The sequence below is a fragment of the Paeniglutamicibacter sp. NPDC012692 genome (assembly GCF_042901625.1).
Classification (GTDB): domain Bacteria; phylum Actinomycetota; class Actinomycetes; order Actinomycetales; family Micrococcaceae; genus Paeniglutamicibacter.
Genome location: NZ_JBIBDE010000011.1, coordinates 32,911 through 52,791, shown reverse-complemented (window position 1 = coordinate 52,791; position 19,881 = coordinate 32,911). Strand labels below are relative to the sequence as shown.

The 19,881-nt window shown below is 57.6% G+C and carries 19 protein-coding genes; 10 read left to right on the top strand and 9 right to left on the bottom strand.

From position 1 onward, the window contains the following. From ACFY5D_RS21700 to ACFY5D_RS21685, 4 genes are all read left to right on the top strand, one after another. The coding region (locus ACFY5D_RS21700) for a hypothetical protein (protein ID WP_387534614.1) at positions 1–323 on the top strand (323 nt) is incomplete at its 5' end. A 5-nt stretch (positions 324–328) separates the two neighbouring features. After that, complete coding sequence (locus ACFY5D_RS21695; RefSeq protein WP_387534612.1) at positions 329–454, top strand: hypothetical protein; 126 nt, start codon at positions 329–331, stop codon at positions 452–454. 356 nt (positions 455–810) lie between these two features. Then, positions 811–1,680, top strand: coding sequence for a helix-turn-helix domain-containing protein (locus tag ACFY5D_RS21690; RefSeq protein ID WP_387534610.1), 870 nt, complete (start codon positions 811–813; stop codon positions 1,678–1,680). Between the two features lie 176 nt (positions 1,681–1,856). After that, positions 1,857–2,024 carry a hypothetical protein gene (locus tag ACFY5D_RS21685; RefSeq protein ID WP_387534608.1) on the top strand — a complete coding sequence of 56 codons (168 nt, stop codon included), beginning with the start codon at positions 1,857–1,859 and terminating at the stop codon, positions 2,022–2,024. Positions 2,025–2,192: 168 nt separating this feature from the next. Here ACFY5D_RS21685 and ACFY5D_RS21680 read toward each other — a convergent pair whose 3' ends face one another. Next, positions 2,193–3,233, bottom strand: coding sequence for a transposase (locus tag ACFY5D_RS21680; RefSeq protein ID WP_387534616.1), 1,041 nt, complete (start codon positions 3,231–3,233; stop codon positions 2,193–2,195). Here ACFY5D_RS21680 and ACFY5D_RS21675 point away from each other — a divergent pair. The 4 genes from ACFY5D_RS21675 to ACFY5D_RS21660 all read left to right on the top strand — a co-directional run bounded on the left by ACFY5D_RS21675 (position 3,177) and on the right by ACFY5D_RS21660 (position 9,832). Next, positions 3,177–3,929, top strand: coding sequence for a transposase (locus ACFY5D_RS21675; RefSeq protein WP_387534606.1), 753 nt, complete (start codon positions 3,177–3,179; stop codon positions 3,927–3,929). The genes ACFY5D_RS21680 and ACFY5D_RS21675 overlap by 57 nt on opposite strands. A 651-nt stretch (positions 3,930–4,580) precedes the next feature. Beyond that, on the top strand, positions 4,581–4,745 hold the full coding sequence (locus ACFY5D_RS21670; protein ID WP_387534604.1) for a lacticin 481 family lantibiotic: 165 nt from the start codon (positions 4,581–4,583) through the stop codon (positions 4,743–4,745). Between the two features lie 111 nt (positions 4,746–4,856). Continuing rightward, positions 4,857–7,700, top strand: coding sequence for a type 2 lanthipeptide synthetase LanM family protein (locus tag ACFY5D_RS21665; RefSeq protein WP_387534602.1), 2,844 nt, complete (start codon positions 4,857–4,859; stop codon positions 7,698–7,700). Continuing rightward, a complete protein-coding gene (locus tag ACFY5D_RS21660; RefSeq protein WP_387534600.1) occupies positions 7,700–9,832 on the top strand; it encodes a cysteine peptidase family C39 domain-containing protein in 2,133 nt (710 codons plus the stop codon). Before ACFY5D_RS21665 ends, ACFY5D_RS21660 begins: the two co-directional genes overlap by 1 nt. Positions 9,833–10,303: 471 nt before the next feature. Here ACFY5D_RS21660 and ACFY5D_RS21655 read toward each other — a convergent pair whose 3' ends face one another. The 5 genes from ACFY5D_RS21655 to ACFY5D_RS21635 form a co-directional block, all read right to left on the bottom strand. After that, a complete protein-coding gene (locus ACFY5D_RS21655) occupies positions 10,304–10,972 on the bottom strand; it encodes a response regulator (RefSeq protein ID WP_387534598.1) in 669 nt (222 codons plus the stop codon). Next, positions 10,969–12,075: a sensor histidine kinase gene (locus ACFY5D_RS21650; protein WP_387534596.1), complete on the bottom strand. Its 1,107-nt coding sequence runs from the start codon at positions 12,073–12,075 to the stop codon at positions 10,969–10,971. The genes ACFY5D_RS21655 and ACFY5D_RS21650 overlap by 4 nt, the downstream gene beginning before the upstream one ends. A 154-nt stretch (positions 12,076–12,229) precedes the next feature. Beyond that, positions 12,230–13,009 (bottom strand): ABC transporter permease, encoded by a 780-nt coding sequence (locus tag ACFY5D_RS21645; RefSeq protein ID WP_387534594.1) that lies wholly within the window; start codon positions 13,007–13,009, stop codon positions 12,230–12,232. A 12-nt stretch (positions 13,010–13,021) separates the two neighbouring features. Then, on the bottom strand, positions 13,022–13,774 hold the full coding sequence (locus ACFY5D_RS21640) for an ABC transporter permease (protein ID WP_387534592.1): 753 nt from the start codon (positions 13,772–13,774) through the stop codon (positions 13,022–13,024). Between the two features lie 71 nt (positions 13,775–13,845). Beyond that, complete coding sequence (locus tag ACFY5D_RS21635; RefSeq protein WP_387534590.1) at positions 13,846–14,787, bottom strand: ABC transporter ATP-binding protein; 942 nt, start codon at positions 14,785–14,787, stop codon at positions 13,846–13,848. 278 nt (positions 14,788–15,065) lie between these two features. On the opposite strand from ACFY5D_RS21635, the gene ACFY5D_RS21630 reads away from it, so the two are divergent. Continuing rightward, on the top strand, positions 15,066–15,269 hold the full coding sequence (locus ACFY5D_RS21630) for a putative immunity protein (RefSeq protein ID WP_387534588.1): 204 nt from the start codon (positions 15,066–15,068) through the stop codon (positions 15,267–15,269). Here ACFY5D_RS21630 and ACFY5D_RS21625 read toward each other — a convergent pair. From ACFY5D_RS21625 to ACFY5D_RS21615, 3 genes are all read right to left on the bottom strand, one after another. After that, the gene (locus tag ACFY5D_RS21625) at positions 15,266–15,562 is read right to left on the bottom strand and encodes a hypothetical protein (protein ID WP_387534586.1); all 297 of its coding nucleotides are present in this window, start codon (positions 15,560–15,562) and stop codon (positions 15,266–15,268) included. The genes ACFY5D_RS21630 and ACFY5D_RS21625 overlap by 4 nt on opposite strands. Before the next feature lie 133 nt (positions 15,563–15,695). Continuing rightward, positions 15,696–16,745 (bottom strand): IS110 family transposase, encoded by a 1,050-nt coding sequence (locus ACFY5D_RS21620; RefSeq protein WP_387534584.1) that lies wholly within the window; start codon positions 16,743–16,745, stop codon positions 15,696–15,698. 485 nt (positions 16,746–17,230) lie between these two features. Next, on the bottom strand, positions 17,231–17,620 hold the full coding sequence (locus ACFY5D_RS21615; RefSeq protein ID WP_387534582.1) for a MerR family transcriptional regulator: 390 nt from the start codon (positions 17,618–17,620) through the stop codon (positions 17,231–17,233). A 267-nt stretch (positions 17,621–17,887) separates the two neighbouring features. Here ACFY5D_RS21615 and ACFY5D_RS21610 point away from each other — a divergent pair, with 267 nt between their 5' ends. Continuing rightward, the gene (locus tag ACFY5D_RS21610) at positions 17,888–18,994 is read left to right on the top strand and encodes an MFS transporter (RefSeq protein ID WP_387534580.1); all 1,107 of its coding nucleotides are present in this window, start codon (positions 17,888–17,890) and stop codon (positions 18,992–18,994) included. Positions 18,995–19,881 lie beyond the last annotated feature (887 nt).

The following is a 19,881-nucleotide window of genomic DNA, read 5'->3' as shown; positions in this document are numbered from 1 at the left end:
GGTCGGCCGCAGGTCAACCTGTCTCAGAGGTTCTTAGGTACTCACTTGGTCGCACCCAAGAAACCGGACGTCCGCTCTGCGGCCGACTGCTGGCCGATCATTTTTTGTTTGCTGTCCTTCGGAGTTTACGAGCCGGGGCCCGCTCCATTTCATTGCGTCAGCAAACAAAAAATCTGGGGGAGATAACCACGCCGGGATGGCACCACGACCCCAGGAGCGAGGACAGAACCATGGACAAGATCACCGCCACCAGCATCGCCGACAGCGTCGCCGTGGCCATCCACTCACTCGGCTTCACCCCCCCACCGCCTCGATGGTGCTAGTGCTGATGGAGGACCACACATTGGCCGCCTCCCTGCGCATCGACGCACGCCCCGAAACCCCGGCCGGGTTCTGGGTAACGGAAATCACGAACTACGTCCACCGCCTCTCGGAAAGCAGCGTTGGTGACTAGTCTCCCTTGATCTAGTGGCAATTTTGTTCTTGCAATATGTCGATTTTGTTGCGTTCGGGTTTTTCGTCATTGTTTCCGGCTATTGCCTATCGACAAGGATTTCACGGCGTGTCGGCCCTTGGTACCAAGCGCCCACAGTCGATGTGTTTCCAACACTCGGAATAAATTACTGACACGAGCATTGGTCCTCGACCTTACTGGGAGGCACCCGCTGACACATTCCATCCAGCAACTCGCTATGCGGCAGTTTCCGTTCGCTAAAATGAACTAAGAATTACCCCCCGTCTGGCCGGTGAATGGCTGTGGGCCGAGCCCTCCGTCGCAGAGCGGCACGGATGCCCCGTAGAATGGGAATCATGCTTAGATCCGGTCCCGAGTCCATGATCCTGCTAGGCATCGGGCTTCCGATTGCACTAATTTTCGCCTATCTCATCGGTCAAATCACCCGCTGGCTGGTCCGTCGTCGTGTGTCTGTGAGCACCTCCAGCACCGTCGTCCTTGCCGTTATTGGTCTTTCCCTGGGGCTGGTGCTCAGCAGCCTCATCTTTCGCAATTCCGAACCGTGGAGCCTTGAAGTCTTGCTGCTCTCAATCGTGTGCACTGCCGTTTTGCTTACGCTGTTCGCACTCGTGGCACGGCGCTTCCAACCACCCCAGCCACGAATTTCGATTATGGATGTCGCGCGTCGAGGTGAGTCGCAACTCGTCGAGTTCAAGTCTTCAGCCCGTTGGAACATACACACCCAGCAACGCGACGAGCGAATGGAACTCGTCATTGCCAAATCGGTCGCGGCCTTTCTCAACGCCGACGGAGGGACTCTCCTGATAGGCGTTGCCGACGACGGGCGAATCATTGGGTTGGAACCGGACTTCAGCCTCGTCAAACGACCCGACCCCGATCGCTACGAGTTGTGGCTGCGAGACCTGCTATCTTCCACACTTGGGCAGAACGCGGCAGCCTTGCCAATCATTGACTTTGCCCCCGTCGAGGTTAACGGCACCCCATCATTCGTCTGCAGGCTTTCGTGCCCAAATTCTCCCCGCCCGGTCTTCCTTGAGCCGGGGCGAAACGAACGCTCCGAGTTCTGGGTGCGCAGCGGCAACTCCACGCGTCAACTGACTCTCGAGAACGCCACTGACTACATCATGGTCCAGTGGCCGCTTGGTGTTGGCCGAACCATGGCGGCACAACTTCGCTCATCCGTCCGGGGATCTCACGCGGGCTAAACGGCCACAATCGGCTGAAACGCCCGCACGTCAAAACGCCCGCTGCGACGTTTACAGGCATTGTGAATGCTTCAGGGTTTTCACTTTTCCACAAGTCACCACACCTATGAGGAAAAGGATGCCGACGGTAAAAATGCTCACATCGTAGAGCACATCGCCCAAGAAATCGTGCTGGAATGCACTGGCGCGGTTTCCTGGCTGCCATTCCGCTGCTGTTAGGGCGCGCCGTCGACGATTTACCCACGCTGGCCGTTTATGAAGGTCAGCTTTACCTTGACGCGTACACGGCAAGCATTGCAAAATTTTCTGCGTGGTTCCGCGCTTCCGGCTGTCATTTTCTCTAATGATACTGGCCGGCCCGGGGCTGGCTGGCAGACTGGTGCCACGCGGCCCGGGCGTGACTCGCTCGTTTTCTGACCTGCCACGACAGTGTCCTGCTTCTGACATATCCGCCCGGTTGGGGCTGCACCTTTCTGGACCACTCCGATGGCTTGGCCCTTTTATGTTCTGCGTCAAGCCACCAGCTGTTGAAGTTTCCGGAAAATGGAACGCGCCAGGTAGCGTTTCAACGAGCGTTTGATCTCCTTGTAGTTGCGGCCTTCAGCGGTGCGGCGTTCCAGATAGTCCTTGGATTCGGTGTGGCAACGGAGCCGTGTTTTGACGATGATGTCCAGCGCCATGTTCAGCTGGCGGTCTCCATGGCGGTTGAGCCGGTGACGTGTGGTGTTACCGGACGAGGCCTGCAGCGGCGCCGCGCCTGCGAGGGCTGCGAAGGAGGCCTCGGAGCGGATTCGTCCACGATGGGAGTACGCGGCCAAAATGATGCCCACCGTCACGGGACCGAAGCCGGGCAGGTCCTGCATGCCCGGAGCCAGTTCCTCTCCCAGTGGAGTCAGCTCGTCGCGGATGGCCTTTAGCCGCCGCTGGCCAGCAAGGACCGCGGTGGCCAGTTCGACGGCCTCGTCCCGCGCGTAACGCTGTTCAACCGTATCGCTTGGCCGTTTGTGCCAACTGCTGATCTCGGTGACTTGCCTGTCGGTCAATGCCTTCCGGGTATCCAGGCCCAGGTCGATCTGACGCACCAGGGCGTTGAGCGCATTCCGGTTGGCGGTGCTTTGCTGCTCGACCCGGCGGCGGGCACTGAGCAGGACGTTGATGGCCGCACGGATCCCGTCGCTCCGGGGTTCGATCAAGGCCTCGGCGCCATGTCCCAGAACACTCATCGCAGCCGCCGTTGCGTCGATTTCATCGGTCTTCCCGACTCCTGCACGGGCCTGCTTGCGTGGGGGTTTGACTTCAACGACCCGGGTGCCGGCCGGCCCCAGGGCTCGGCGAATCGAGGAACCATAGGAGCTGGTTCCCTCCACTGCAGCCAGTACCCGGCCATCGGTGTTGCGGTTGATCCAAGCAATGGCCCGGCGCATCCCCGGCTGCGTGACAGGGAAGGCCTCGCAGCCTATGCGAGCTCCCGTTCTGGTGTTGATGATCGCATAGGTGTGGGTGCACGCACCATGCCGCACACCCTGCGCACCATTGAGGTCCCGGAGGCACAGGTGGCGGAGCTGGCCATGCTCTGCGGTTTCGACGACGACCTGGCCAAGACGGCCACCGCAACGTCCAACCGGATCCGCGGGCTACTCACCCAGGTCCACCCGGCCCTGGAACAGGTCATCGGCAAGCACCTGGACCACGTGGCCATGGCCGAGCTGATGGCCAAATACCCCACGCCGGCCGCCCTGCGCCGGGCCGGGGAAGCCCGGATCGGCGCCCTGCTGCGCAGGCACGCACCCCGGGCGTGGAAGGGCTGGGCCAGGGACATCACCGCGGCGCTGGCAGCCCAAAGCGTTGTCGTTTCAGGCACCGACGCGGCAGGAATCGTCCTTCCCGAACTCGCCCGCATGCTCGCCCAAACCCGGGCGGCCCGCGCCGCGGTCCTGGGTCGGGTGGAGGAAATCGTCCGGGCCCACCCGCTGCACGTGATGCTGGATTCCATGCCCGGGGTCGGGATCCGCACCCAAGCCAGGATCCCCACCGAGGTCGTCGGCAAGGACTTCGCCACCGCAGGGCACCTGGCCTCCTACGCCGGACTGGCGCCGGTGACCTGGAGATCCGGGACCTCCATCCGAGGGGACCATTCCTCCCGCAAGGGCAACAAGACCCTCAAGCGCGCGTTGTTCCTCTCCGCGTTCGCCTCCCTGAAATGCAAGGACCACGTCTCCCGGGCCTACTACGACAGGAAGCGTGCCTAGGGAAAGAAGCACAACCAGGCCGTGATTGCCCTGGCCCGCCGCCGGTGCAACGTCCTGTTCGCGATGCTGCGTGACGGCACCGTCTATGAGGTGCCGGAGGCCACCGTCGTCTAAGCACCAAACCCCGCAACAGGGAACGCGGTCCGATTCACGCCGGCTGAACCGGACCGCGAAGCCTGCCCGAAAGCCTCGCCCAAGGATTTTCGGCAAAGCTCCTGGAAGGGGCTTGCGAAAAAGATAGGGCCCCCCGATTCCTCGTCTCGCTAAGCGCTCCACGTGGTGTTCTATGCCACCGTGATACCGCTCAAAACTAATCCTTGGACCCGGGAATGCTCGCGAGGCCAATATCAAGGAGCAACTCGTCCACGGGTCATTTGTCGAGGTCTAAACTTCGACGTGTCTTAAAATAGTTGATTAGAGCTATTTGGCTGATAAACCCTAGAAACAACTGATTAGGGGCGATGCAAGACAAGTGAACAATTCACGACATGCAGGTTAAAAAATTATTATGTTCATCAATCGCATGAATTATTGTGTAGGATTCCTGAGAGGCCGCTACACGCGAACCTCATGGGCGCTGGGTCGTCGTCGTCGTCGAGAAAATTGCACGATCAATTTGGCCTAATTTAGGCCTAGTCTAAGGAGACTGAAATGAATTCAATCAACAAGAACGCTCTGCTCGCCCTCGAAGAACTCACCGACAATGAGCTTGACCAGGTTCTTGGCGCCGCGGGAGGTGGCGTTGTTCCGACCGTAAGCCGAGATTGCCACATGAACTCATGGCAGTGGCTTTTCACCTGCTGCCTTACTCTCTAGTAGTCAGCGCTGAAGTCAGCGCCAAAAAGCCGTAAGTAACGACGACGACGACTCATCTCTGCGAGGAGTCACGCAAATATTGTGTGCGTCTCAGAACACCAAGGATCACGAATGACTATCGAACCAGCCAACTTGCTACAAGACCACAGCGCGGGATCAGAGCCGGTTCCCGGACCCCCATTTGTGGGGATCACTACCTGGATACGCGACAGCTGGGCGCCTATTGGATCACCCGGCCGACTAGTTTCCTCGGAGGCGTACACCGAAATCGTACTGCGCTCGATAGGGCATTGCCTGATCTATCTCATAAACGAAAAGAGAATCGAAGGTCAACTCTTAGGTAGTTCACCAGAAGAAAGATATAGCAACTTCGATACGATCGATCCCGGCCTTGTTGTCACTGAGCTGAAACAAAGATTTCCAATCCTGTGGGATCGGCTGAACCGCACGCTGACGTCCTTAAACTCTCTTTGCCACAGAATTGTTCAAGATCTTGGATTGGACCGGATAAAGCTTTCCGATGAAGGACTTCTCCCTACTGATGGAGGACCAGTCGTGATGATTACCCCAAAGGGTGATCTCCACTCCGGCGAAGCGGTCTGCCTTGTTCAGACAGAGCAGTCATCCCTCTATTACAAGCCGCGAGGCGTTGCCAACGAAGTGGTTCTCCAGGAATGCATTTCGGCCATCACGGAACTTGCCGGCCAGGATGTTTTATATGGAAACGACAGCCATACTAGCCTCCATATTGGGCCGCATGGTTGGAGCGCGTCAGTCGATGGTACGCCCCTAGAAAATCGAAGCGATGCCGATCTTTACTATGAAAAAATGGGGCGATTGCTCTTCGTCGCCTATCTACTTAACACAACCGATCTCCACTTCGAGAACATAGTTGCATCGGCAGAGGGCCCTCGGATTGTCGATGCTGAAACAATATTTTCAACACCTCTGCGTACCGCTATCTTTCCGGACGAAGCCACCCAACAGGCCAACGACGCGATTTTCCGCTCTGTAGCCGCTACCGGACTGCTACCGATGGGCACAGGATTCTCCGTCTATGGCGGCGACATCAGCGGCATCGCCGGAGGCGAATTTCGATCCGAACGCCGTGTTCTCACTAACCCTCTCAGGGACGACCTTCGCTACGTAAAAGCCACAATTTCCACAGTTGAGGATCAGCACCTTCCGTTCGTTCTTGAGGACGGGGAACGAATTACAATCCCTCCACACTCTTTTGTCGAGCAAATCACCAAGGGATTCACCGCGAGCTACCTCGCGGCGTGCGACAACATACCGGAATTGGGAGCGTTTATCGCTCAAAAGTCACCAGAAGTACGCTCCCGTCTGCTTGCGCGCAAAACGAATGACTATGGCACCCTGCTCAGTGCCATAAATTCAATATCAAACCTAGACCGACGTACTGATTTGCTTAGTAGACTACGAATTTTTTCTGCGGGGATTCCCGAATCGCTCGTCGAGTCCGAAATTCGTCAAGTTAGCGACGGAGACATACCGCTCTTCTCGTGTGAGGCACATAAGGTGATTGTCGAGGATCCCGCTGGCCAGCATGTAGCAACACTTCCTGCAAGTCCCTTGGAAGAGGTCACTAAGACACTGGACAAGTTGAGTGAAGCGGACCTTGACCTACAGCAACGAATAATTCGGTTTGCACTGCGTGGTCAAGAGCTTCTCCGTGCCAACAGTGATACTCGCCTAGTCTACAAGCGCACTTCCGAGGAATCCGAGGTTCCGGTGCTTGAGGTGGCAATGCGAAAAATATATGAGGAAATTGAAAAAGATCAGTATGTCTCGCGGGAAGACTCCTCCGTAAATTGGTTGAGTCTCGGAGTCGACGGTTCCGATCAACTTCAGCTCAACCCCATGGATGAGTACTTGTACACGGGTATTCCTGGTGTTGGTATGGCTCTCATAAGCTATATTGAGGCGACAAATTCGGAGCAACCAAGAGAGCTTCTCGCAACGATCGAACAGACGGTTCTTAGGTCATACGAACGTTCACAAGCGGAATCGCACGGAGCGCTTTCGTACTATAACGGTGGTCTTGGTCAGCTCGCGTTCCTAACACGCCTTTCCTCCAGTGGGTTGGCAAAATTCCCGGTTAATGCTCAACTGGAAATCGATATCTTTGCGCGCCGTGCCTCGGAGTTGGCGAGCTCAGATACCAGTTTCGACGTCGTCGATGGTGCCGCCGGTAGCATCCTAGCGCTGTGGCGGACTTCTCCGAGCCAAGAACGTACGGCAGCGATTCAAGCATTGGCGCAGCACCTGATTTCGAATGCAAGGGAAGACTCTGACGTTATCTATTGGGACATCGATGGCCGCGGTGGTGAGCAAAATGCGAGTTTTGGCCATGGAAACAGCGGGATTGCTACTGCACTACTTGTTGCGGCCACCGAGTTTCCTGATGGTCCTTACCGAGAAGCATGGAAGCGAAGCTGGAAGTTTGACGAAAAGCTCAAAATTGCACAGGGTTGGAGAGACACACGTCGTCCAGATGGCGGGATGAGCGCAAACTGGTGCCACGGTACAACCGGAATCTTGATAAGCCGGATGCTGTGGAAAGAGTTGGATAAAGTTCACGGAATCTTGACCTCCCGTGAACGGGATGAAGTGTCGCAAGAACTGGAAACCGCGATGAATGCAACCTTGCAAATCGGTCTGGACATAAACAATTTCTGTCTTTGCCACGGTGTTACCGGGAACCTACTGGCCCTGGACGCCGTTTCAAACCATCCACTTAGCACTCAAGTCAGAAACGAATACTTGAGTGTCGCCCGCTTTGGGATTGATCATGCATGGTTGTGTGGGCTTGGTAGCCAATTCAATTCATATGGACTGATGACGGGGATGAGCGGCATACTTCACGCATTGGCTACGCATAAATCCGGGATCAAGAATGTCGACCTGCTGGTGCCCAGGCTCTGGGGGAAGTGATGGGAAAGTTGAAGGTAAGGCTTCAACAAGCACAGCAAGACTGTCTGTTGGCCTGCTACTCCATGCTGTTATCTTCGTACGGGACAGATGTCGCGGTCCACGAACTCTACGATGAGCAGATGCTTCCCGCCGACGGACTCAGCGCGTCATACCTGAGAACTCTCGACGCACGATTTCAAACGAATACGCACGTTTATCGAACGCCGGGGTTCTCGGCAAAACAAATCTTGTCGGCGGCTGGGCGCCCTGTGATTCTTCACTGGCGCGGCAACCACTTTGTGGTGCTCACCCATGCGAGTCGAAAGTGGGTCACTATCATTGACCCTGCCTATGGCTTGACGAAGATTACTCACGAGGTTTTCGCACAGCTCTATTCCGAAGTCTTCATGATGATGGAATCCGAACCTGTTGATATTTCGGAAAAGCATGAGAGGCCTTCCAGCCGAACCCGCCTGGCCAAGATTTTCTTGTCTCGCCACCTCGGCTTCCTTGTTCTGGCTCTGGTGCTGGGGCAAGGGGTATCGCTCCTGCTTGCCTCGGGGATAAGGCAGATCTTGGCTGGGGAGAATCTGATTCCGGTTAGCCTAGCTGTCCTTGTAAGTGTCGCCGTCGGCCAGGTATTAGTGCACCTCATTCGTTTTCGTGCCCAGGTTCGCATCAACGGCCATTTCGAGGACACATATTCTGAGAATGTATTTCGGGGGCTGCTCGCTCAACCGTTCCTGTATTTCAAGGGCCATACTCCAGGATCACTTTTGGAAAGGTTGAACTTACGTTCGGTTTTGCGGGATACGGTTCTCACCGGTGCCATACCCTCTCTTATCAATTTCCTTTCTGTGTTAGTGCTCGTGATGTACCTCGGATGGATCTCGCTTCCTCTCACGACGGTTGCGGTTGTGCTTTCTGCCATCTTCGGACTTGCTGGTGCTCTGAACACTCGTAGTCAGAGCATTGCGAACATGAATTACGTCCAAGAACAGGTGGCTTTTTCATCTTCTACGCAGGAAGACATTTCGACCATTGATGAAACCAAGGCTCTCCGTACTGAAGCCGAAGTTGCTGATCGATGGATTGTTGGCAATCACCGATTGCGAAGTGGATTTAATCGGTTGCTTCGCGTAAATGCCTTGACATCACTTATTCAGCAATCGTACTCGGCAATATCGTTGGTAACCGTTGCTGCCGTGGGAATCTGGCTCTATTCTCGGGGCAGCATTGGTCTTCCTGATGTTGTTGTCTTCCAAGCGGGTGTCGGCATGCTCGTTGCAGCGACCAGCGACTTACAGAATTTCGTGATCAGTCTTGCGAAGGCCCGTGTTTACGAGGAACGTCAGCGTGACCTCGTTCGGGAGCGTCCTCATTCGACCACCGATCAAGTCGTATCGGACGGCCACAACATGATTCAAGCAACAAATCTGAGCTACACCTACCCAGGCGGTCGACAGGTCTTTTCTGATCTGAGCTTTGATATTGGGCGAGGAGAAAAGGTGGCGATCATGGGCGATTCGGGCACAGGAAAGTCCACTTTGATGCACGTCCTTCTTGGACTCATTGAGTCGAAGGGTAACGTTTCTTACGGGTCGGCTCAATTCCGCGAACGGCTCGGTGTGGTTCTCCCTGGCATGTCTCTGCACAATGGAACGGCCATTGATAATTTAGTCGGCCCCAACACTAGCCCAGAACGAATACAGAAAATCTGGACGATCTTGTCTGACCTGAACCTGGATGAACCCATCCGCAGCCTGCCAAAGGGTCTCGACTCGGCGCTCCTACAAGGCGGGAAAAACCTCTCAACGGGCCAGGCGCAACGTATGCTGCTGGCACGATCCTTGATTCGAGGAAGTGAACTTGTTTTCTGGGATGAGGCCTTTAGTAGTCTCGATGTTCGCAACCGCGACCAAATCTATAATCAAGTGTTCCACGGGGAAAACTACGCAGACGTTACGTTTGTTCTCATTAGCCACCAGCTGGATGTCCTGGAGCACGTCAACAAAGTAGTTTTTCTGGCAAGCGACAATTCCGGTGCTCACATCGGCTCGCATAATGAACTGCTTACTTCATGTCCGGAATATCGTGAGTTTCTATCCACGAGCGAACTTCTGATTTCAGATGAAAGTATAGTTCGCCGATAAACCACGGTATGTGCACGAATACTGCGGCGAAACCTTTACGGGCAATCTAGCCGTTTTGAACCGTCTGAAAGTGTTGTGGCGACTGTCCCGGGGCTAGCCACCACCAACACTTTCAGACGGTTCTTTTGTTCACTCGGTGTGCGAGGCAAAGTTCGTCGGGCTGGTTGGGAACCGCTCCATGTATCGCCGTTCCCATGCGGCCAGTTTGAATGCGGACCATACGACGTGGAAATTCAGTGCGGTTATCCTTGCGCAACGACTCCGGCACCGCATGATCATCGAGATTGAACAGTGTCGACGCAGCATCATCTGCGCTATTCCGTGGGCTGCGGGCCCTACTTATTTGATGACGCCACACCTAAAGTCCGAGAGCCGCTTGGTTACTCGCGACACTTCCTGCCGAAGGATTCATAGCAAGACCTTCCTCGCTGGCTTCAAGTCCCCTCCCGCGATAGATGCTTCGTCACGGATTTAGCGGTCGGTAGTGATTCCGCTGTTGTAAGCGAGGATGACGAGTTCGACGCGGTCTCGCGCGTCGAGTTTCGTAAGTAGCCTCCCGACGTAAGTTTTCACCGTGGTCACGGCGAGGGTGTAACGGTCCGCGATCTCGCCGTTGGTGAGGCCTTCTGCGATGGCAGTGAGTATTTCGAGTTCACGCTCAGTGAGGCCCTCGACCCGAGTTTTGTCGGGATGCTCCACGATCGTTGTTTGCACGGTTGCCGGAGGCGCGAGTTCGAGCATCCTGCGGGTAATGCGCGGGGTGACGACGGCGTCGCCGTCGTGCACGGCGTAGATTGCTGATACGAGTTGGGCGGGGGTCACATCTTTGAGCAGAAACCCGCTTGCTCCGGCTTGGAGTCCGTCGAAGGCATACTCGTCGAGGTCGAAGGTGGTCAGGATCAAGACCCGGCTTGTCGGGTGAGCTGCGGTGATCGCTCGGGTAGCTTCGATGCCATCGAGACCGGGCATCCGGATGTCCATGAGAATCACATCGGGATGGTGTTGGGCTGTCATTTCGAGAGCTTCGGCGCCGTTGGCAGCTTCTGCGACGATGCTGATGTCCGGTTGCGGGGTCAGCATCATGGTGAAGCCCATGCGGGTGAGCTCGTGATCATCAACGAGGAGAACGCGAATACTCATGAATGCTCTGCCATCGGAATACGCAGGACTGCGGTGACGTGCCAGCCTCCGCCGGGTGCAGGCCCCGCCGTGGATGTTCCCCCGGAGAGGACAGCCCGTTCGTGGATCCCAGTGAGGCCTTGCCCGTGGGAATGTTCTTCGATGTTCTGTCCGATTGTGTCCTGCGGTTCGCCGTCGTCGTGAATTTGTACGGTGATGCTGTCGACGGCGTAGCTGATGGTCACGTCTATGCGGGTGGCATTCTTACCGTGGCGCATGGTGTTGGTGATCGCTTCTTGCACGATCCGATAGAGGCTTAATTGAGTGCTTCGGTCGCCGATGCTCTGGCCATCGATGACCAGCGTGGTCTGGTATCCGGTCGCTTCTGCCGTATCGAGCAGTTCAGGGATACGTGAGGCGTCCGGTTGGGGTGTTCGGGGTGCCGCGCCATCAATACCCCGAAGAGCGCCCACGACGGTGCGGGTTTCTCCGAGCGCCGTACGGGCGATCTCGTTGATTCGTCGGAGCCCTTCTCGGGCAAGACCCGGATCGGTGTCGAAAGATGTTTCCGCACCGTCGGACAGGTTGATGATCGCGGTGAGCGTGTGCCCAACTACATCGTGCATCTCTCGCGAAAGCGAGGATCTTTCGGTGATCCGACCAAGTTCAGCGCGCTGTTCTCGTTCTCGTCGCGCGTCCTGCACCCGTGCGGCCAATGCGTCCTGGTAGCGGCGGCGCAGCCCGATCATCACGCCGATAAGGCCAGCAAGTACTTGCAACGTGAGACTGATGATCAGCGTCGTGGCCCCGCCTTCGGCGCTTCCCGTGTTTAGGCTTGCGATGCCGAGAACAGTGGTGGTCGCGACCAGTGTCGTTCCCAACGCAATCCACGCCGTTTGTACCGTGGCGTACGCAGCGGTGGCATATAGGGCGAGCGGGATTGCGCCGGCGTCCAACGGGCCTCCCACAGCCGACTTCGCCAGGGCGAGCACTCCAACGACCACCAGCACCAACACCGGGTGCTGTCGACGAAACAGCAGGGCCGCCCCGATCGCTGCCGTCGCGCTGATCGACAGGACAACCTGCCACGTTTCGAGTGCCCCGAGGTATGCAGTGTGTACCAATCCGGGGAGCAATAGGGCTAGGTACCCCAGAGCGACCGCAGCGTCGACGATGCGAGGATGTCGGGCCAGTAAACGGGTGGGAGGGGTGTCCCCGGCGGATGCTGACCGGGGCTTTGATGCACCATCTGCCGCAGGGTCGTGTGTGATTGTCATTTCAGTATTCACGTCGTTTCAAGTATATCCGGCCCGCCAGAAGGAACAGGCCGGTCAGCACTGCGTTCGCCACCAGGAACGGGATGAATTCTTCCGGTGAGGGGCCTGTAAGCGTTCGCACGTGCATGCCGACACCGATCTGGGTGTAGGGATAGAACGCTTGCAATGCGGGGGCTGCGAGGGTCAATGCGAATCCAGCAATGGTGCCAACGAACCCGATGGCAACCGTGCTCGCGAAACTCTTCACAATCAACCCGATGAACAGCTGCAGACAACCGATAGTCATCGCGCCGATCCATCCGCCGAAGACGAGTAGAGCGAATTCGGCAAAAACATGCGCGGAGAGTTCGAAACCGCTGACGAGCCCCGCAGCGAGGAACGCGACGAAGTACAGCAGCTGACAGATGCCGGTGAAGGCCGCCAGGGAGAGGATCTTGTCCCGGTAAGTTACTCGAATCGCCGCACCATACGAGGCCATCCGTTGCCAGTTGCTGTTCTCGTGCTCCATCCGCGTCATGGACGCGACCTTGATGCTGATGACGAGTGGAAGGAACAACAGCGTATAAAGCAGCCCGGATTGCCCCCAGACCGCCATCCAGGTCACACCTTGTTGATGAAATATGGCGGAGTTCTGGAAATAGTTCGCCACCCCGTTCGCCAGATTCAAGCCGCTGAGCAGGACAACGACGAGATACAGCACCCATGCCCGTCGTGTCTTGAGGTGTTCCCCGCCCGGCGCTGCCGAGAATGCCCGCGCCGCCGTGAATGTTTGATTTGTCATGATATTGAGTTCCTAATCTCTACTACGCCGGGAAAAAATGGCCTGGCAGACCAGGACTGAGATGGCACCGACTGCCGCGACGATCAGCAAATGAAGGCCGATTTCAGGGACCATAGGGAACCCGGCGATGCGTCCGTCTATCACGTGCATCCGCACCGGCGTGACCAGGCCGACATACTGCCAGGGCAGAAACATGCTGACCAGCGCAGGCATGAACCCGGCGAACGACCCCAAGAGTCCGCCGATGATTCCCACGCTGAGGGTGACGGCTTGGCGAGTGAAGAGCAGCGCGAGGGTTAGTTGGATACTGATCACAGCCGCATTGGCCAGAACGCAGCCAGCGAAGAAGACACCGATCAAATACCAATCAGCAGTAACACCCTTAGTCGCGCCATAGCCAAGGACCGCAAGAAAACCCACGATGGTGGCGATTGTCGTGGCAGCGAAGATGGCAAAGAATTTTGCGCGGAACAAACCTGTCCGCGATTGATTGGCTGCGAAAAGCACGGGCATCATTCCGCCGTCGTGTTCCATCGCCGCGATCCGGGATGCCAACACTGTGGCCAGGACCGGAGCGAAGATCCCGTGAATCTGCGATACCTGAGCAATCACGAACGCCGAATCGTGGGGCACCGCGCCCTCATGGCTTAGCGACATCGTCAAGGCCACCACCGCCCACACGAGTTCGAAGCCGAGAACGAGAAAAACAGTCAGCCACAGGTGTTTGCGGTGCAGCTTCCGGAATTCCAACGCCACAGGATTCATTCGCCGCTTCCCACCTGGGTGTGCTGCGAGGTCCTGCCGAGGTAATTCTGTTCCAACGGACGCCAACGGACTCACGCTGCCTTCCCTACTTGAGCGTGCTGTGAGGTCATACCCAGGAATACCTGTTCCAACGGACGTCGGCGTACTTCCACTCGGAAAACCTGAATGGCCGAGGAGACGAGGGTGCTCACGAGTCCCGCGATGTGCTCATCCGCGTAGACCGGGAGGGTTAATTCATTCCCCGCGACCTGCTGAATCTGCCACCCTGCCTGACGGAGCAGGCCTGCGGCCCCGGCCGGATCACTGACGGTCACCACCAACCGCCCGGCATCCTCCAGTCCGGACAGCGGCCCCTGGTACAGCAGGCGACCGTGATCGATGATGCCGACGGTGGACGCCATCTGCTCAATCTCCGACAGGAGGTGACTCGACACTAGGACCGTCATCCCGAACCGTTCAGGCAATCCAACGATCAACTCGCGCATCTCGTGAATCCCTGCCGGATCAAGACCGTTCGTCGGCTCGTCCAGAATCAACAGGTCAGGCTCCCCGAGCAGTGCCATCGCCAAGCCGAGGCGCTGCTTCATCCCCAGCGAATAGTTCTTCACCTGTTTCTTCTCCTGACCGCTCAGACCAACAGTGGCCAGCACCGGGGCCACCGTCGAGGCAGACAGCCCCTTGATCCGCCGCACCAGATCCAGATTTTCCGGACCTGTCAAATGTCCGTAGAAGGAAGGGGACTCGATCAACGACCCGATCCGCGGCAAGATGGATCTCTGATTCGAGGCCAGGCTCTGATCGAAGATCTCCACCGTTCCCGATGTCGGTCGCGCCAATCCCAGCAGCATCTTCATCGTCGTACTCTTGCCCGCACCATTCGGCCCCAAAAAGCCGAAGATCTCTCCAGCACCGACCTGCAGGTCCACACCATCCACCACTGGGACGCCCCGATAAGTCTTCGTCAAATCATTCGTCCGGATAATCTGCGGTCTCTGCAATCCAATGCCCTGCATCGTGTTCTGTCCTTCGCTAAATCGAAACTCGAAAATTCGTGTTCCCTTAAGTCAAGAGCATTCGCACGAAAAACACATCCGACCACGGTCGACAGTCCTCGATCGAATCACGTCACCCGTGGCATACAAATTGCCAAGAATTGGCCTCGCTCGTCAGGCCGCCGTCGGATAATTAGCCCGGCTTACGTAGGATCACTTTCGCGCGTCCGATATAGACGTTTCCCACGTCCCGTAAGCCGATCGTCATACAGGCTCATCGGCTATGAGAAAATTTGATCATGGCAATGGGAACCGGCGATTTCGAGTTGACCGTGGACAGGCTGCGAGTCGTGGCACGCTATGTGGCGGAGGCCGCGCAGGAAGTGCTTCCGGTGTTTGAGGCCGCTCATCCAAATGATCCCCGGCCACGCGCGGCCGTCGACGCTGCGTGGGACATTGCCAACGGCGCAAAAGGACCAGCCTACAACGTGTCACAGCCTTAGACGCGCACCGGGCTGCAAAAGATGCAGCCACCGAACCAGCACGACTTGCTGCACGCACTGCGGGCGACGCCGCCGCTGCTGCGTACCTGCACCCGATTGCGAAAGCCACTCAGGTGGGTCATACCCTGCGCGGGCATGCAAGTGCGGCGCGTATCGCTGAGTTGGTTGCAGCCGACAATCCCGAAGTTGGTGACATCTTCATTGAGCGAGCCAAGAACCGCACCACACCAGTCCTGATTGATGTTCTCGGCCGATATCCAATCGCACAAACGGGAAAGAATTGCGTCGCTCACCTCATGAGCGTCTTGGACTCCAAGCTACGCGAATCCCGTTAAGGGTTGGCGTTCCGCTTGTGGGCGCGAAACCGCAGTGCAGAGAAGTCTTGGCATCCAGTGCAGGCGACTTCTGACCCTTCTATGCTTCAAGTCAAGCCATAAGCGTTTGAAGTTTCCTGAAGAGTTGCCGGGCAATGGCGCGCTTGAGGCACCGACGGATCTCCTTGATGCTTTTGCCCTCGGCGGTCCGCCGCACCACGTATTCCCTCGTCGTGGCGTCGAACTGCATCCGCGTCCGGGCAATCGTGTGCAGCGCCTTGTTCAGTTGCCGGTCGCCGTTGCGGTTGAGCCGATGCCGGACGGTGTTGCCCGAGGATGCCGGGATCGGGTTGACACCGGCGATGGCCGCGAAGGCCGCCTCGGAGCGGATCCTTCCGTGGTGGGAATAGGCGACAAGCACGATGGCCGAGGTCACCGGGCCCAGTCCCTGCAAATCCATCAAGCCGGGTGCCATGTCCTGGACAATGTCGGACAGCTGGGTCCTGTTGGCTTCCATTTCGGTGTTGAACGCAATGACGGCACTGGCCAGGCAACGTGCCTCATCGCGCGCGACCCGGTCTGCCCGACTGTCCCGGGACCTTGCCCGCCAGGCAGCGATGTTGCGGATTCGGGCGTCGCTCAGGGCTTCACGGGCATCAACGTCCAGTGCGGTGCTCCGGGTAATCGCGGTCAGCGCCAAGCGGTCGGCTGACCGTTGGCGATCCATCATCCTGCGGGCATCCAACAGGATCCGCAAGGCGTTCCGGTCACCGTCGGCGCGGGGCTCGAGCAGGGACGCGACCTCGATGCCAAGGACGGACTGCGCCGCTGCCACCGCATCAATGGCATCGGACTTTCCCTGGGCCCGCCGGGACGTCCTGCGTGGGGGCCGCACGTCACAAACACTGATCCCGGCCCCGCGCAGCGCCCGTGTCAGGCCGGCACCGTAGGAACTCGCGCCTTCCACGGAGACCAAGACCTGTCCTTCTCCGGACGGCCTGTTCATCCAGTCGGCGGCCCGGGCGATGCCCGGCGGGCTTGCCGGAAACGTTGCGGTGTCCACGACCTGTCCGGTCGCCGAGGCAAGGATGGCGTAGGTGTGGGTTTTGGCATGGGTGTCCACGCCTACGACATGGGCGTATTGGTTGGCCACGATGGTCATTAGGGTTCTCCCTTCGGACGGGCTTTTCCCAGCGCCGATCCGGGAAGAGTCACGCCGAGGCAGTTCTCTAACGAGTCACGGCCCAAACCTATTGGCGGGCCGGACAACCTTCTATCAAGCCATCGGAGTGGGCCAGAAAGGTGCAGCCCCAACCGGGCGGACATGTCAGAAGCAGGACACTGTCGTGGCCGGTCAGAAAATGAGCGAGTCACACCCGGCCGGGGTGGCACCAGTCTGCCAGCCAGCCCCGGGCCGGCCAATATCATTAGAGAAAATGACAGGCGCTAAGGGTGATTCCTGAGTGTTGTAAGTGGGTACGACCGTCTGTATGGGGTTACTGCTCGCCAGAATTCGCCATAACATGACAAAATTGAAGATGAGGCTTGGCGAGCACTTTCATGCGACTACTGCCAAGGCCTTGGGTGTGGGAGATATCAGCACACCTCGTGACCTTGGAATAGTCGGCCCGGCATCAGGTGAATTCGCTAGTCAAGTGGCGGGAAGGAAACCGGGGGGCTGAGGTTTTTCACCCGGATAAGGTAGTCGTTTATGGCGTCACGGCTGGAATTGAGCCGGGCTAGGGTGATGTCGAGTCGATCGCGGTAGGCGATCAGGTCTTCACGTAGCTCGGGGCCGGGCGAGACGTCGTACACGTCGGCGGCATCTCCCACACAGGGCAGGATGGTTTGGATCATTCGTGTGGGCATTCCGGCACCCAATAGGCACCGAATTTTCTGCACCTTTGTCCGTTGCGACTCCTCGTAGGACCGGTAGCCGTTGTGGTCGCGCTGGACGATGATCAGACCTTGCTCTTCGTAGTAGCGAAGAAGTCGAGGTGTGGTCTCCGTGAGTCGGGCGAATTCGCCAATCTGCATCGTGGGTCATCCTTTCACCGTCGTTGTTCGCCGTGCACAAGAACCGTGTGGGAGGGCGCGGTATTCCCGACCCTCGACAGTACAGGCCGCCGAGGGGATCACGCGAACATCAATGGTCGTACACGTATGAGCTTTTTAGCCAATTTGACCTTCCCATCAGTGGTAACCCGTCAAACTGCGTGAATGACAATATCTGCACCTTCTCAGACCGCCCTGACTGTTAATGCACCGGGCCGACGCCCTATACACATCGCAATCCTGCTGGGCATGGTGGGTTTTATCACCCTCCTGACCGAGGTGCTACCCGCAGGAGTTCTTCCCGTTCTAGCCAGTGACCTGAAGGTCAGTGTCGGTCTGGCCGGACAGAGTGTGGCCGTATTTGCCATGGGCTGCATTGTTTCCGCAATTCCTCTCAGCCGCGCCACCTCCGGTTGGAACCGACGTACCCTGTTGCTGACTATTCTCGCGGTATCGGCGTTGGCCAACCTCGGTACAGCTTTGGCTCAGGATCTGCCGAGCCATCTGGCAACCCGTTTTGTTGCCGGCCTTGTAGCCGGACTGGTGTGGGCCATGCTTCCGGGCTATACCCGCGGGTTCGCCGAACCACGTCAATTTGGTGCCATGCTGAGCGTTGCCCTGACCGGTGGGACCCTGGCCATGGCCGTGGGAGTCCCGGTCGGTACCCTGCTGAGCGAACAGATCGGCTGGCGGGCTGTGTTTGTGGGTGTGGCCGCGCTGACAGTGCTTTTGGCTGTGTTTGTATGGATCCTCGCCCCACGAGTTGCTGGAACCCGCGCCAGCGGGGCGGCCCGTCTGCGAACCGCCCTGAGTAGCTCTGCCGTGCTCGTGGTTGTCGCCGCCGTGATTCTGGTGGTGGTGGGACAGAACATGGCCTATACGTACCTCGCCCCCATTCTCATCGCACAGGGCGACCCACTGCCGATGAGCATGGTTCTGGCGATCTTTGGTGTGGCATCCATGGTGGGAACCCTCGGGGGCGGACGACTATCGGATAGACGCCTCGGCCCTACCTTAGTGACAGGGCTCATACTGGGAGTTGTAGGACTCGGGCTTTTTGCCCTCACGTCGATTGCCTGGTTGCTGATCATTGCCGCCACGTGTTGGGGCTTGGCTTTCGGTTCTTATGCGGCGCTCTTCCAAGTTGCTGTCGCTCGTACAGGCGGTACTGCAGCCGATGCCGCGCAGTCGGCCCTCGTGACAGCCTGGAATATCTCTATCGCCGTTGGCGGTGCCGTAGGTGGTGGACTGCTTGGCTTGTGGGGCACCGAGGTTCTTATACCCATAGCTGCCGCACTCACCCTGCTGAGTATTCCGCTAGGCCTCCGCATCGCTCGCAACATTAGTTGCTCGTAAAGCACATCAAGCACACCTACACCTGCTCTAAGAAGCAGCCCACTAGTTCTCTTGAATGGGGCGTGTGCATCCAAATTTGGCGGGGCACGCCACATTCAGGAATACCGGGCACGTACTGTTGGGCAGATCCTTGGTCCCCGGATTGAGTTTGTTCGGCTTTGCGATGTTCCGGGGGCGCATTGTTAACGATCGCTAGCGAGACACTTCAAACCCACTTTTCGGAAATGCGGAACCACGCGGCCCATTTTGTAACGCTTGTGGTTTTCAATGCTAAATGGTTCTGGAACGAATTTCGTGAATGGAGACGGCTCGTCGCTGCGTTCGGTGTTCCCGCGCCAAGACAGATCGCGGGTGAAGAGGTGAAGCAGGTGCGCAGTGTCTACGGGACTAGGCGGACGTAGGACCTGCACAAACGCTGCATTCCAGGGCCCGAACATGGGGCGCTGTCGCGGAGGAATACAGCCGCTGCCGGCGCAGGATCGCGGGCACGGATCCTCGTTTCACGAAATTCGCGCCAGAACCCGCTAAATGTCGCATTTTTGCAGAGCTAAATGTCGCAACCCCAAACGCAATGACTCTTGGTTCACACTGTTTCGCAGGGGATGGTTCACCGCGACACCTGAGGTTCAAAATTCCGACAGTTATATACGGTTAGATTTCAAGGAATCCAGATCCGCGTTTACCCCGCCCATAAAAGTGCCATTTGAAGGCTCCCCGAACGCGAACCTTTCAGTTTCTGGGGAGGCAGGCAGGATCCGCACGTGGTAAGTGCGGTTCCGTTCATTGAGCCATATCACGTGCACCAGGGGGGTGACCGGAGCATGCCCAGAACCCGGCCGACCCCCGAAATACTGAACTAACCAAACATCAGGACTCCTAAACCCCAA